Here is a 12,937-nt window from a genome sequence, read left to right as displayed (position 1 = left end):
TCACCAGCTGCACCAGGAGGACCTGCCCCGCCGTGCGCCGGAAGCGCGAGGTGCCGGCCGCACTCACTTCGGAAATCCGGTGTGCGGCATGCCGGGAATGATGCGGAGCGCGTTCCGGAAGTAGAGCTTCTGCAGCACCGTGTCGGGCAATCCCATGCCGTACATCTTCCAGAAGGCGTGGTAGCCGCGGTAATAGTCGAAGTACTCGTCCTCGGTCTCGAGGACGCGCCAGTAATACGGGTACTCCTCGGGGTAGAACGCATCCTTCCCGAAGAGGATCCGATCCTGGTACTTCACGAAGAAGGCGTGTGCGGCGCGCGGCTGCCGTCCCAGGTCATAGAGCACCGCCCCGATTTCCGAATGCAGGTTCGGGAAGCGATCGAACAGCTTGCCGAGCCGCGCCAGGTCCTGGGCGTGCCAGCCGAGGTGGGCGATCACGAAGGTCGTCTTGGGGTGCCTGGCGAAGAGCCGGTCGCGCTCGCCCATCAAGGTCTCGAAATCGGGGAAGCGGCTGCGGTCCTGATAGCGGCGGTCCGGAAAGAGCGCGAGCTCCAGCCAGCGCTCGTTGTGGAAGTCGAGCGGCGACCAGAACTCCGCCGGGTCGGCGACGTGAATGAAGACCGGAATCTTGAGCTTGGCGGCCATTTCCCAGACCGGATCGAGCTCCGGGTCGTCAATCTGCAGACGAGTCCCGTCGCGCTTGCGGGTCGACACACCGAATTGCTTCCCGATCTCGCCCAGGCCGACGGCGCCTGCCTTCACATCGGCCTCGAGCTGCGCGGCGATGATCGCGCCGGAGCCCGGCCCGACGTCGCGCAAGTTGAGCGCGGTGAAGAAGCCGAATCGCTCCGCCTGCCCTGCCGCCTTCACGCCGGCGATCTGTTGCGTGAGTCGCGTACCCGAGGAGCCCGAGGCGTTGATCATCACCCGCACATTCAGCGAATCGAGCGAGCGCACCACGCCATTGATGACCTCCGGCAGCACCAGTGTCGGCGGGTGGCCGTGGAGGTCGACGACCGGATACTTGGCGCGCGGCACCATGTGCGTCGGCACCACGAGGGTGTTGCGCGGGAGATAGTCGAGAATCGAGGGCGCCGGAAACTCCGGCGCGCGAAACTGGCCGGGCCGGATCTCCGCCTGCCCCGCCGGCTTGACCGGCTCCTGGGCGAAGAGCGGGGCGGCCGCAAGAGTCAGAGCGGCAAGGGCAAATCGACGGGATAGGCGCATGGGGGATCCTCAGGGTGAGGCCTTGAGGATAGCCCGGAACCGTCCCGGTCGGGAGGCCAAGGCGGGGTTCGGCGGCCGGGATGACACCGCCCCCCGGATCCCTGCGTATTGTTCCTTCATGTCCAGCCGCTGTTCCCATCCCCCCCTCAGGAGTTCCCGCATGCGTTCACTCGCCTTCTTGCTGGTTGCCTCATGTGTGGCCACGTCACTCGCTGCCCAGGACGCCGATCGCTCGGTGGCCGGAGGCGGCATCAGCGCGCCGGGGTGGAAGGGCCGGATTGACCGGAAGGCGGCCGCCTCCGGCAAGACGATCAAGGACTCGAAGTTCATGGCAATGGGGAATGACCTCCACCTGACCATCGGTCCCGCCGGCGACTACTGGCGCGACACCGACGTGGCGAAGGGCGACTACGAAGTGAAGGCGACCTTCACCGAGACGAAGATGACGGCGTCGCACCCGCACTCGTTCGGCCTCTTCATCGGCGGCGCGGGCCTCGACACCGACACCGAGTCGCTGATGTACTGCATCGTCTACGGCAACGGCACCTACGCGGTGAAGACCTTCCACGGCGCGAAGGTGACAACGCTCGCGGGGCCGGTCGAGCACGCGGCGGTCCAGAAGGCCGACGCGTCCGGCAAGTCGACCAACACGGTCGGCTGGCGCGTGAAGGGCGGCACGGCGTCGTGCGTGGTGAACGGCACGGCGGTGCAGAGCTTCGACAAGGCGGTCACGGTCGGGCCGGACAAGCTGGCGTCGACGGACGGCATCTTCGGCATCCGCGTGACGCACAATGTCGACCTGACGGTGTCGGGAATGGGGATGGTCAAGGGGAAGTGATCGTTCCAATCAGACATCGGCATTCGTGGCTGACCACGGGGCGCGGCCTGCTGATCGGGGCGGCGCTCTGCCTCGGCTCCGCCTCCTGCGCCCTGCTCTCCCAGCTCGGCACCCCGCAGGGCAGCACGATCACCGCGGTGACCTACAACATCCGCCACGGTGTCGGGATGGATGACGCCCTGCGCCTCGAGCGCACCGCGGCCACGCTGCGCCCCCTTGAGGCCGACTTCATCGCCCTCGAGGAAGTGGACCGCAACGTTCGCCGGAGCGGCTCCGTCGATCAGGCGAAGCTGCTCGGTGACCTGCTCGGCATGAAGGCCGCATTCGGCCCCTTCATGGATTACCAGGACGGCGAGTATGGGCTGGCGATCCTCTCGAAGCACCCGATCGTCCGCAGCACGGCGCTCCGACTCCCCGATGGCAATGAGCCACGGGTGGCACTGCTGGTGCAGGTGACGTTGCCCAACGGCGACCCGCTGACGGTCGTCAGCGTGCACTTCGACTGGGTGAGCGACGACGGCTTCCGGTTCGCGCAGGCCAAGGTCCTCGCCGCGACGCTCGACACCCTCTCGACACCCTACCTGCTGATGGGCGACTTCAACGACGAGCCCGGATCACGGACGATCCGGCTCTTCGAGCGCGGCGCGATGGAGGCAGAGAAGCCGAGGGACGGGCACTTGACGTTCCCGGCGGCGCCGGCTCCCGTGAAGGAGATTGATTTCGTCTTCGTGTCGCCGGCCATGCGGTGGCGAGTCGACAGCGTCGCGGTGGTTGATGAACGGATGGCGTCGGATCATCGGCCGGTGATGGCGCGTTTGCTGTTGCGGAAATAGGCCGCGCCACCTTCCGACCCGCGGGGACCGCCCGGCTCCCGCGGGTTTGAGGCTGGTAAGGACCGCCTTCGCTCACGCCGTCCCGTCGGTCGGCGGCCTTATCCTGCGACTCCCGCTTTGCTCACGTCACTGGGAGTCATCCGTGCGCGCGTTCCCATTTCTCACCCTGCCGACCGCCCTCCGCCTGCTGCGGGTCGTCACCCCGGCCCTGTTCATGGCGCACGCCGTGGTTCGCATCGCCAATGGCTCGATTCCGCAGTTCGGGGAGTTCATGGAGTCCGTGGGCTTCCCGAACGGCACGGCCGTCGTGTGGGCCATCACGGCGACGGAGCTCGTGTCGGGGGCGATGATCCTCCTCGGTCGCCAGGTCCGCCTGATGGCCGCCGTGCTGTTCTGCGTTGCTGGCATGGGGATCATACTGATTCACTGGGGGAACGGCTGGTTCGTTGGCGAACATGGCACCGGCGGCAGTGAGTACAGCGTCGCGCTGCTTTGCATGCTGGTCGTCGTGGCAGCCGCGGCGGACACCGCGCCATCGGGGGTCAGCCGATCCGTCGCGACCTGAGCGTGTGCATCCGATCGGCGACGAGGCCGAGTTGCTCCAGCCACATCGCCTCGAGCGCCTGCAGTTCGGGGATGGGGTCGGCGACGGGCGGGTTGGCGGGGGCCAGCGTGTCGAGCACCTCGAAGACGAAGTCCGCGCTGGCGCCGGCATTCCATTCGGCCTGCAGCGCAGTCGTCGGATGCGCGCCCATCTTCAACTGGGCGCGGTGCCGGTTGAGGATCGCGGGCAGGTCGAGGCTCGCGGCCACCAGCGACGTCCCCGTCACTGGGTTCCAGACGCGGTAGACGCCCATCGGGCGGGCGGTCTCCTTGTAGTCACGCACCATCGCCTTGCGATCCATCATGCCCCCGTATGCGACGAGCAATCCCCGCCGCCTGGAAGGAACGGCCACATCATTCCTGGCCGGCCCTGAACAGCTGCAGCTCAAGGCAGCCCCACGTCACCGCGCCAGCACGACTCCCAGCCCGCCGAAGAACTTCCCCGCGTTCGGGTTGTTCTCGGCGTAGCGCGTCGTGAGCGCCAGGTTCGACCCGACCTGATAGCCCCCCTCGCCGACGACATGCAGCGGGCCGATGTGCACACCGAGGTTGAGCGCGGTGACGATGCGCATGCCAGAGAGTTTCGGTTCGAGGACCTCACCCACCGTCCCCGTACCCGGGTCGCGGTAGGCGACCTCGCCCTTCCCGGAGAGGAGATCCACGCCGGCGCCCGCCGCGAACTCGAACCAGCCGAAGCGCTTCCCGGTGAAGAGCCGCACGTCGATCGCCGAGGCGTTGAAGGTCCACGCCGTCGTCTGGCCATTGGTGGTGCCGCCCATCTGCACCGTCGGCGTCGAGCGCTTCATGATCGAGAGCGAGACGGTCGGCAACTTCGGACTCGACATGCCGGCGCGGATCCCCCAGTCGAGCGCGACCGTCGCGTCCTGGATGGTGCGGCTCCCCGGGACCGGCGTGAAGAGATTGGTGCGGTTCCGCGGGATCACCAGCGCCGAGAGCATGAAGTCGATGCCGACGACGCCGGTGGGCATCTGCTTCTGGAGGAGGCCCATCGCGAGGTCGACCCGCGGCGCATAGAGCTGCACGCGCCGGCCGACGGGGACGGTGTCGGTGTTGCCGGCCCACGTGAGGTCGGGAACCACCGCCATGGCAGTGGTCGCGCGGAGGCCGAGCGCCACATGCCCGAAGCGGCCGATCACGCCGGCACTCCCGAGCCGCGGGTTGCCGCCATTCATCAGCAGCGCCGCGAGCGGGTGGATCATGGTGATCCCGTCGAGGGCCGCCGTGCAGACTTTGGTGCCCGCCGCCGAAAGGCCAGTCGGGCAGACCACCGCGGTGGTATCGGCGGTGGTGGTCTGCGCGGTGGCCCCGGCGGCGGGCACGAGCAGCGCGGCAACAGCGAGCAAGACGAAACGACGCACGGCGACTCCGAATCAGAGGTCGCCGTGGGAAATCGCAAGAACTACACCGCCGGGAGGGCGCTTGTAACCCGTTGTTTCCCAACAGATTACGACGGTCGGCCGGGCGTGATGGCCCGGCCATCCCTGCCGGAGCGGCAAGAATGGCCGGACGCGCGTGGTCGCTACGGACCGCGGCTAAAGCCGCGGCTCGGCCGCCAACTCCCGCACCGCGTCGCCGAGCATGGCCAGCTTGGCCTTGTCGCTCGACGCCTTTCCATCAGCGTCAACCTGCGCCGCGAGCCTGGTCAGCGCCGTCTTCCGCGCCGCGCCGCTCGCCCGCTCGGCGGCAGTGAGCGCACCGCGAACTGCACCGATCCGCGCCGCGCTGAGCCCCTTCGACCGCTCGAGCTGGTCGACGAACGCGCGCGCCTTCGCGAAGCTCGCGGGCCACACCATCTTCGGCTGCTCCTGCGGATTGAGCTCGGTGAAGACCACCGTCTTCGCCGCGTCGATCTCGTTCTGCGAGATGTACTTGCTCGGCGCCAGCTCGAAGACGTCGAGGCCGCGCGCGATCTCGGAGTTCACGATCACGCCGTTGTACCAATACACCGACCACGAGCCGGCGCTGGTGAGCTCGCCATCCTTGAGCGGCCCACGGTCGAAGAACGCGACCTCGAACGGTGACGCCGGATCGGTCCAGTCGAAGATCGAGATGCCGCCCTGGTACCACCCCTGCACCATCACCTCGCGCCCCGGGATCGGGATCGGCGAGCCGTTGTGTGCGACGCAGTTCTCCCAGTCGGTCTGGTGCGACGGCATCTTGTAGTAGCTCTGGAAGACCATCTTCCCGTCGACGATCTTGAAGAGGGCGTTGCCGCCCCATTCGTAGTGGTCGCTCGCGCGGCAGCGTGGCGCACGACCCCCGCCCCACTCGTCGGTGAAGAGCACGGCCTTGCCATCGTTGCTGAAGGTGGCCGAGTGCCAGAAGGAGAAGTTGGTGTCGGCGACGGCATCGATGCGCCGCGGATTGGCCGGGTTGCTGATGTCGAGCAGCAGACCGTAGCCGCCGCACGCGCCACCAGCGAGCCCGGCGCCCGGATAGACGGTGATGTCATGGCACTGGTTCGGACCGGTGCGGACGCGTGGCGCGCCACCCGCGGCCCCACGACCGCCGCCGGCCCCGCGACCTGCACCAGCCGCACCCGGGGCACCCGGGGCACCCGCCCCGCCACGCGCCGCCGCATTCGGCGACGGCGCGGCCGGCGTCAACCGCGTCGGTGCCGGCGCGAGGTCGGTGAAGATCCGCGGTGACGAGACAATCGCGGCCTTCGACGGATCAGCCAGCGGCACCTTGATCACCTCGATCCGGAAGAGCGCCGAGTTCGGATCGGCATCGGGGGCGAGCCCCGAGCAGCCCGGCAACTCGTCGGCCGAACGGACACCCGCAGAGCCGGAGATGTAGACGTAGACGTTGTCGGGATCGTTCTTGTCGGTGACCACGGTGTGCGTATGCGAGCCGCGGCAGGTCTGCACGTTGCCGACGTACTTCGGCTTGAGCGGATCGGTCATGTCGAAGATCCGGATGCCGCGCACGCGGTCCTTGCTGACCGGGTCAGGGACGCCCCCCGTCCCGCAGTCCATCCGCCCCGTGAGCCCCTCGGCCGAGACGAACGCGAGGTTCTTGTAGACCGAGACGTCGCTCTGCGACGCCGGACAGTGCACCCAGTTCACCAGATACGGCTTGGCGGGATTGGCGATGTCCCAGATCATCAGGCCGTCGTAGTTGCCCTGATAGACCTTGGTGCCGGAGAAGGCGAGGTCGCTGTTGGTGTTGAGGGCGAACGGCCCCGGCGACGGCGTGGTCGACAGCATCTTCATGTTCCAGATCGCGATGCCGGCGTCGAACTTTCCGGCCTTGAGCCCCTCGCGCGGATCGGGCGAGGGCGTGGTCTTGATCTTCTGCTGCGCGGCCGCGGGGACGGCGGCCAGTGCGAGCGCGAGTCCGAGCAGCGGCAACGCTCGGCGAACAGACAAACAGTAAGGGAACATCGCGGAATCCTCGGCGGGGGCGGGAGAGAGGCGGAGGGACTAGGGACGTGCGGCAGGCGGCGGCAGGGCATCGAGCATTCCCTGCAGGAATTCAATTTCGGTGGTCTGGTCGGCGAAGACGTCGGAAGCGAAGCGGAAGACGAACTCGTCTTGCCCCGCGCCGTACGACGCGAAGAGTTCGTCCACCATCGAGACGGCGCCGCCGTGGTGCTTGATCATTGACGAGAGGAAGAAGCGGTCGAACTCGACGCCACGCAGGCCATCGAGCTTGGCCATCTCCTCATCGGTCAGCATCCCAGGCATCAACATCGCGTGGTCCATGCCGTCCATCTTCATCATGACATGGGTGGCGTTGGTGTCCGGCACCGGCTGGCCCTGCTGTCGGAGCCAGGTGCGCATCGCCGCGATCTCGTCGCGCTGGGCCACCACGATCCGCTCGGCGAATCGCTTCAGCGCGGCACTCGCCCCGTGCGTCGGCGCCCAGCGACCCATCTGCACCGCCTGGGCGTGATGGGGGATCATTCCGGTGATGAACTTCACGTCGGCGGCCGAGCTGCCGGTGCGTGCCGGGGCCTGGGCTGCCAGCCCGGGGGCCAGCAACACGGCAACGAGCAGGGCGAACGGCAAAGGGGCCTTCATGGCGGGGCTCCAGCAGGATGTGTCGGGTAGAAGAGGGAGAATAGCGCCGGGGGCGGGTGGGCGCGAGGGCGCAGTCAGCGCCGCCGCACCGCCACGTCGATCGGTGCCCGCACGATGAAGCGGTAGCTCAGCTCCCACGGCGTGTTGAAGAAGGCGATGCTCTTCTCGTTGTCGATCCGGTGCCACCGAGCCTCGGCATCGAAGGTCACGCCGCCGCCGATCGGGGTGCGCCGCAGCAGGCCGAGCTCGGTGTACTTCCGCTGGCTGCGATAGAAGGCTGGATCGTGGCCAGTCGAGTTGTAGTTGTTGTCGCCCGCCGCGGCGACGAAGTCGCGCCCGCGCCAATGGATCGCGAAGACCTCGACCCACCCGCGCGGCGTGACACTCGCCCGCAGGTAGGTGCCGTGCCCCTTCGAGGCGCGGTCGGCAGGATAGTTCGGATCGATGTTCCCATCACTCCAGAAGCGCCACGCCGCCAGCGACGACGCGCCGAGCGTCGGCAGCGTGCGCCGCGCCGTGGCACCGAGCGCGGTGACGCGGTTGTTGCTCACCGGCACGCCGGCGTCGTAGAGCTGTCCACCGCGGTGTGACCAGAGATGCTGCGCCTCGATGGTGGCCCAGTCGGTCGGCTCGACGCGCAGCACGGCGCCCATCTCGAACGCCTCGCGCTGCGTCGGCGTGTTGAGCTGCTGCCAGTTGACCCAGGCCTCGCCTCGGAAGATGCCGCGCGTCTCGATCCATTGGATGCCGGACTCGACCGGCGTGGTGAGCTCGCGCGTCGTGACCATCAGCGGCTCAAGCAGGCCATGCCGCCGCACCGTCTCCAGGGTGCCGATGATTCCCTGCGAGTGCTCGGTCCGATAGCGGAAGGCGACGATGGGCAGCAGGGTGTCGGTGAACTGCTCACTGCCGAGCCGGCGGTCGGCGTAGAAGCCGAGACGCAGTTCGGTCCGCCGCCCCGGCTTGGCCTCGAGCCACGTCTGGAGCTGGGTGCCGAGGATCGTCTCGCCCACCCGATAGGGGGTGAAGAACTCGGTGTTGTCGCCATAGAGCGCCACCCGGGCACGCCAGTCGAGGCGCTGCGCGGTGGCCACGCCGGGGGCCAGGAGGAGGAGCGAGAGGGCCAGGAGTCGGGTCGGGACGCGAATGGGAGCCTCGAGCGCCAAGGAAGCCAATCCCGGCAGGCGGATGCCGCCGCCGGGAGCCAGCACTATTTTAGTCGCCATGACTACTTCGCGAACCGTCCGGGTCGGGCTGGTCCAGCAGCGGGTGGGGGCCACCCCCGCCGGCAACCTCGATCGTGCCATCGAGGGGATCCGCCAGGCCGCCGCCCAGGGCGCCCAGATCATCTGCCTGCAGGAGCTCTTCGGCTGGTACTACTTCTGCCAGCGCGAAGACCACGACTTCTTCCAGCTCGCCGAGGCGATTCCGGGCCCCTCGACCGACCGCCTCTCGGCTGTCGCGAAGGAGCTCGGCGTGGTGATCGTCGCCTCGCTCTTCGAGCGACGCGCGCAGGGACTCTACCACAACACGGCTGCCGTGATCGACGCCGATGGCACGTACCTCGGCAAGTACCGGAAGATGCACATCCCGGACGATCCGCAGTTCTACGAGAAGTTCTACTTCACCCCCGGCGACCTCGGCTTCCGCAGCTGGGACACCAAGTTCGGCAAGATCGGCGTGCTGATCTGCTGGGACCAGTGGTACCCGGAAGCCGCCCGCCTCACGGCGATGAGCGGCGCGGAGATCCTCTTCTATCCGACGGCGATCGGCTGGCTGCCACCCGAGAAGGCGGAGTACGGCGAACGACAGCAGGCGGCGTGGGAGACGATCCAGCGAAGTCACGCGGTGGCCAACGGCTGCTTCGTCTGCTCGGTGAACCGGACGGGCCACGAAGTACTGCCGGGGAGCGCGGCCGACGCGCCGGGGATCGAGTTCTGGGGCGGCTCGTTCATCGCCGACCCGAACGGCCGCATCCTGACCAAGGCCGGTCAGGACGAGGAGATCCTCGTCGCGGACTGCGATCTCGGCAACGTTGACGTGGTGCGCACGCACTGGCCGTTCCTGCGGGACCGCCGCATCGATGCCTACGGCGACCTGACACGGCGGTACATTGACTGATACTCCCGCCGCGCGCGGATTCGTGATGCCAGCGGAGTGGGCGCCTCACCGGGGCACCTGGTTGTCGTGGCCGCACCGCGAATCGAGCTGGCCCGGGAACTTCTTCCCGGTGCCCTACGTGATCGCGGAGATGATCCGCCACCTCGCTCCTGGCGAGGAGGTGCACGTCAACGTGGCCGACGACGCCATGGAGGCGGAGGCGCGTGCGGTGCTCGCCGAGGCGAAGGTGCCGACCGCGAACGTTTTCTTCCATCACTTCCCGACCAATGACGCCTGGTGTCGCGACCACGGCCCGATTTTCGTGCAGCGCGACGCCAACGGCACGCGCGAGCAATTGATCCTCGACTGGGGCTACAACGCCTGGGGTGGCAAGTATCCGCCGTACGATCTCGACAACGAGATCCCGCGCCTCGTCGCCGAGGAGTACGGCATCGCGCGGCTGTCACCGGGGATGATCCTCGAGGGCGGCAGCATCGAGGTGAACGGCGAGGGCGTGCTGCTCACCACCGAGGCGTGCCTCCTCAATCCGAATCGCAATCCGGGGCTCTCGAAGGCCGAGATCGAGCAGTCGCTCAAGGACCATCTCGGCGTGCAGAAGATCCTCTGGCTCGGCGAGGGGATCGTCGGCGATGACACCGACGGCCACATCGACGACATCACCCGATTCGTCGACGCGCGCACGATCGTCACGGTGCTCGAGGACGACCCGTCGGATGAGAACTACGCGTTGCTGCTCGCGAACCTGATGCGCCTCGAGGCGATGACGGACTGCAACGGCGAGCCGTTCCGGATCGTCACCCTCCCGATGCCGCGACCGGTGGTCTATGAGGACCAGCGCCTGCCGGCCTCGTACGCCAACTTCTACATCGGCAACGAGGTGGTCCTCCTTCCGGGCTACGACGCCGAGCGGGACGAGATCGCCCGCGCCACATTGCAGGCGCTCTTCCCGACCCGCACGGTGGTGGTGATCGACTGCACGGCGCTGATCTGGGGGTTGGGGGCGTTTCATTGTCTGACGCAGCAGTGGCCGGAATAGGGATGATGGATGATAGATGATGGATGATGGATTGGTGTCCGGACAGACCATGCAGCGCATCGACGGCCGTCACATATCCATCATCCATCATCCATCATCCATCATCCTTCGTTCCCCGGTTGCAACCATTCGGGCTTCCCGCCCCGTCTCAGTTTCGTGATCGCCACCATGACGCTTTCGACCCCCTTGGCTGGTACGCCGGCCCTCGACATCGAAGCCTCCCTCGCCAAGGCGGCGGCGGGGGGCGACGAGGGGGCATTCGAGCGACTCTACCGACGCCATGTGGCGCGAATCCACACCCTGGTGCGGCGGATGGCTGGCGACGACCTGGCCGATGACCTGACCCAGGACGTCTTCATCCGGGCGTGGCAGAAGCTGCCGACCTTTCGGGCCGAGAGTGCCTTCTCGACCTGGTTGCACCGGCTGGCGGTGAACGTGGTGCTCTCCAGGCATCGGAGCGGGCAGAGCGAGCGGAAGTGGATCCAGGACGACGAGCTCGCCCTCGGGCAGGCCGCTGGGCACACTCCGCACCCGGCCGTGGCGATGGATCTCGAGTCCGCGATCCGTCGGCTTCCGGATGGCTCGCGCCAGGTGTTCATCCTTCACGACGTGGAAGGATGGACGCACGAAGAAATCGCCGACCGGCTCGGGCTGGTGGTCGGCACCTCGAAGTCGCAGTTGTCGCGCGCCCGCGCCGCGCTCCGGAGGATGCTCGATGGCCACTAACGACGACGACCCGCTCGATCCCCGGCTACTGGAGGCGGTCGCGACCTTGCGCGACACGCCACCCGCCGAGGATCTCTGGCCCGAGATCGCGCCGCAGCTGACGCCGCGGCATCCGGCTGGCACGTTCCTGCTGCGCTGGCCGACCGCGATTGCGGCCGGGTTGGTGATCGCCGCCGCGTCGATCGGCGGCACGATGCTCCTGCTCCGATCGGGCACGGTGGTGCCGCCCGCGGCCACGTCCGCGCAGGCGGCCCTGGTCACGCCCGCCAGTAGCGTGGCGGCGTCGCACACGCCGGCCGATCAGGCGCTCCAGCAGGCCATCGGTCAGCTGGAGGCGCATCTCGCCGGCACCGAAACGACGCTCGACCCGAAGACCCGCGAGGGAATTCGTGCTTCGCTCGCCGCACTCGACCAGGTGATCGCCGATGCCGCCACGCTGCAGCGCGCGACCCCTGACGACCCACGCAGCGCGCATTACCTGACGTCCGCGCTGCAGAAGAAGCTTGACGTGCTGCGCACCGTGACGCGCCGCACGGCCATTCGGACCTGACCGGGTCCCGAGGAGATTGCCATGTTCGCCACCCTGCTCTTCGCCACCGTCGCCGCCAGCGGCCTGACCGCCCCAGACACCGCCGTCCGGCTCGGCAGCGGCGCCACGATCGAGATCAACGCCCCGACCTGCGGCGTGACGGTGCGCGTCGGCACCGAGGAGCGGCTCAACGTGACGGGGGGCAGCCTCGAGTCCGACCGCCGCAGTGCCGAGGTCAACTGCGACATCCTCTCGATGGGGCGCGGCCGCGAAGGATCGCCGTCGGGGATGTTGACCATCACCGTTCCGCCGTCGAGTCGCCTCGAGATCAACTGCATCTCGGGCGGGGTCACGGTCACCGGCGCCACGGATCGTCTCGACATCACCACCATGAACGGCTCCATCCGGCTGCTCAACGGCAGCGGACGCACGGCACTCGAGACGGTGGCGGGGACGGTGACGGTGGTCGACTACAAGGGCGCGTCGCTCTCGATCAACGCGGTCGCCGGGGTCGTCTCGCTCGAGAATGTCGATGTCGAGGGCCGGCTCGAGGCCGAGAGCATCAACGCCGGCGTGCGGATGCGCGGGGTGCACGCGGCGTCGGTCACCGCGTCGTCGGTCAACTCCACCGTCGACTTCACGGGAAGTCTCGACCCCGACGGGAACTACAGTTTCGAGAGCCACAATGGCGGCATCACGCTGACGCTGCCGAGCAACACCAGCGCGAAGATGCGCGTCTCGACGGTGATGGGCGACTTCGAGACCGAATTGAAGGGGATGCTGACGTCGGGGGGACGGCAGGCACCGATGGCCCCGCCGGCCACGCCACGCCCGGGGAAGGGGCGGGCGGCCGCGCCCGTCCCGCCGGTGCCGGGTTTCGGGGAGGAGTCGGACTTCACCGTCACCTTCGGCAAGGGCGAGGCGCGCGTCAGCGTCGAGTCGTTCAACGGCCCGATTCGCGTCAAGACCGGGAAGTAG

At 68.0% G+C, this 12,937-nt stretch carries 14 protein-coding genes; 8 read left to right on the top strand and 6 right to left on the bottom strand.

The features are described 5' to 3' along the window. Nucleotides 1–63: 63 nt before the first annotated feature. Nucleotides 64–1,227: an amidohydrolase family protein gene (locus tag IPP98_00815; GenBank protein MBL0177654.1), complete on the bottom strand. Its 1,164-nt coding sequence runs from the start codon at nucleotides 1,225–1,227 to the stop codon at nucleotides 64–66. A 160-nt stretch (nucleotides 1,228–1,387) separates the two neighbouring features. Between IPP98_00815 and IPP98_00810 the strand changes: the two genes are divergently transcribed. From IPP98_00810 to IPP98_00800, 3 genes are all read left to right on the top strand, one after another. Then, a complete protein-coding gene (locus IPP98_00810; GenBank protein ID MBL0177653.1) occupies nucleotides 1,388–2,065 on the top strand; it encodes a hypothetical protein in 678 nt (225 codons plus the stop codon). 167 nt (nucleotides 2,066–2,232) lie between these two features. Further along, complete coding sequence (locus tag IPP98_00805) at nucleotides 2,233–2,898, top strand: endonuclease/exonuclease/phosphatase family protein (GenBank protein MBL0177652.1); 666 nt, start codon at nucleotides 2,233–2,235, stop codon at nucleotides 2,896–2,898. Nucleotides 2,899–3,040: 142 nt separating this feature from the next. Beyond that, a complete protein-coding gene (locus IPP98_00800) occupies nucleotides 3,041–3,463 on the top strand; it encodes a DoxX family protein (GenBank protein ID MBL0177651.1) in 423 nt (140 codons plus the stop codon). Here the strand turns inward: IPP98_00800 and IPP98_00795 are convergent. The 5 genes from IPP98_00795 to IPP98_00775 form a co-directional block, all read right to left on the bottom strand. After that, nucleotides 3,441–3,806, bottom strand: coding sequence for a GIY-YIG nuclease family protein (locus IPP98_00795; protein ID MBL0177650.1), 366 nt, complete (start codon nucleotides 3,804–3,806; stop codon nucleotides 3,441–3,443). The two genes, IPP98_00800 and IPP98_00795, sit on opposite strands and share 23 nt — an antisense overlap. 96 nt (nucleotides 3,807–3,902) lie before the next feature. After that, nucleotides 3,903–4,880 (bottom strand): hypothetical protein, encoded by a 978-nt coding sequence (locus IPP98_00790; GenBank protein ID MBL0177649.1) that lies wholly within the window; start codon nucleotides 4,878–4,880, stop codon nucleotides 3,903–3,905. Nucleotides 4,881–5,054: 174 nt separating this feature from the next. Next, the gene (locus IPP98_00785) at nucleotides 5,055–6,908 is read right to left on the bottom strand and encodes a hypothetical protein (GenBank protein ID MBL0177648.1); all 1,854 of its coding nucleotides are present in this window, start codon (nucleotides 6,906–6,908) and stop codon (nucleotides 5,055–5,057) included. 39 nt (nucleotides 6,909–6,947) lie between these two features. Further along, entirely contained in the window at nucleotides 6,948–7,547 is a 600-nt protein-coding gene (locus IPP98_00780; protein ID MBL0177647.1) for a DUF305 domain-containing protein, read from the bottom strand. A gap of 74 nt (nucleotides 7,548–7,621) precedes the next feature. Further along, the gene (locus tag IPP98_00775) at nucleotides 7,622–8,773 is read right to left on the bottom strand and encodes a hypothetical protein (GenBank protein ID MBL0177646.1); all 1,152 of its coding nucleotides are present in this window, start codon (nucleotides 8,771–8,773) and stop codon (nucleotides 7,622–7,624) included. On the opposite strand from IPP98_00775, the gene IPP98_00770 reads away from it, so the two are divergent. The 5 genes from IPP98_00770 to IPP98_00750 all read left to right on the top strand — a co-directional run bounded on the left by IPP98_00770 (nucleotide 8,772) and on the right by IPP98_00750 (nucleotide 12,937). Then, nucleotides 8,772–9,668, top strand: a complete 897-nt coding sequence (locus IPP98_00770) for a carbon-nitrogen hydrolase (protein MBL0177645.1) — start codon at nucleotides 8,772–8,774, stop codon at nucleotides 9,666–9,668. The two genes, IPP98_00775 and IPP98_00770, sit on opposite strands and share 2 nt — an antisense overlap. A 25-nt stretch (nucleotides 9,669–9,693) precedes the next feature. Continuing rightward, nucleotides 9,694–10,704, top strand: a complete 1,011-nt coding sequence (locus tag IPP98_00765) for an agmatine deiminase family protein (protein ID MBL0177644.1) — start codon at nucleotides 9,694–9,696, stop codon at nucleotides 10,702–10,704. Between the two features lie 168 nt (nucleotides 10,705–10,872). After that, nucleotides 10,873–11,430, top strand: a complete 558-nt coding sequence (locus tag IPP98_00760; protein ID MBL0177643.1) for an RNA polymerase sigma factor — start codon at nucleotides 10,873–10,875, stop codon at nucleotides 11,428–11,430. Further along, on the top strand, nucleotides 11,420–11,980 hold the full coding sequence (locus IPP98_00755) for a hypothetical protein (protein MBL0177642.1): 561 nt from the start codon (nucleotides 11,420–11,422) through the stop codon (nucleotides 11,978–11,980). Before IPP98_00760 ends, IPP98_00755 begins: the two co-directional genes overlap by 11 nt. A 21-nt stretch (nucleotides 11,981–12,001) precedes the next feature. After that, on the top strand, nucleotides 12,002–12,937 hold the full coding sequence (locus IPP98_00750) for a DUF4097 family beta strand repeat protein (protein ID MBL0177641.1): 936 nt from the start codon (nucleotides 12,002–12,004) through the stop codon (nucleotides 12,935–12,937).

The organism is Gemmatimonadota bacterium (assembly GCA_016720805.1).
GTDB lineage: Bacteria > Gemmatimonadota > Gemmatimonadetes > Gemmatimonadales > GWC2-71-9 > Palsa-1233.
The sequence above is the reverse complement of the archived record's forward strand: the minus strand, read 5'-3'. Positions and strand labels throughout refer to the sequence as shown.

What these genes read in the sequence shown, in the direction of transcription:
- IPP98_00815 (MBL0177654.1), bottom strand. Translation starts at nt 1,227, where the DNA reads ATGCGCCTATCCCGTCGATTTGCCCTTGCCGCTCTGACTCTTGCGGCC.
- IPP98_00810 (MBL0177653.1), top strand. Translation starts at nt 1,388, where the DNA reads ATGCGTTCACTCGCCTTCTTGCTGGTTGCCTCATGTGTGGCCACGTCA.
- IPP98_00805 (MBL0177652.1), top strand. Translation starts at nt 2,233, where the DNA reads ATGGATGACGCCCTGCGCCTCGAGCGCACCGCGGCCACGCTGCGCCCC.
- IPP98_00795 (MBL0177650.1), bottom strand. Translation starts at nt 3,806, where the DNA reads ATGATGGATCGCAAGGCGATGGTGCGTGACTACAAGGAGACCGCCCGC.
- IPP98_00785 (MBL0177648.1), bottom strand. Translation starts at nt 6,908, where the DNA reads ATGTTCCCTTACTGTTTGTCTGTTCGCCGAGCGTTGCCGCTGCTCGGA.
- IPP98_00780 (MBL0177647.1), bottom strand. Translation starts at nt 7,547, where the DNA reads ATGAAGGCCCCTTTGCCGTTCGCCCTGCTCGTTGCCGTGTTGCTGGCC.
- IPP98_00770 (MBL0177645.1), top strand. Translation starts at nt 8,772, where the DNA reads ATGACTACTTCGCGAACCGTCCGGGTCGGGCTGGTCCAGCAGCGGGTG.
- IPP98_00775 (MBL0177646.1), bottom strand. Translation starts at nt 8,773, where the DNA reads ATGGCGACTAAAATAGTGCTGGCTCCCGGCGGCGGCATCCGCCTGCCG.
- IPP98_00765 (MBL0177644.1), top strand. Translation starts at nt 9,694, where the DNA reads ATGCCAGCGGAGTGGGCGCCTCACCGGGGCACCTGGTTGTCGTGGCCG.
- IPP98_00760 (MBL0177643.1), top strand. Translation starts at nt 10,873, where the DNA reads ATGACGCTTTCGACCCCCTTGGCTGGTACGCCGGCCCTCGACATCGAA.
- IPP98_00755 (MBL0177642.1), top strand. Translation starts at nt 11,420, where the DNA reads ATGGCCACTAACGACGACGACCCGCTCGATCCCCGGCTACTGGAGGCG.
- IPP98_00750 (MBL0177641.1), top strand. Translation starts at nt 12,002, where the DNA reads ATGTTCGCCACCCTGCTCTTCGCCACCGTCGCCGCCAGCGGCCTGACC.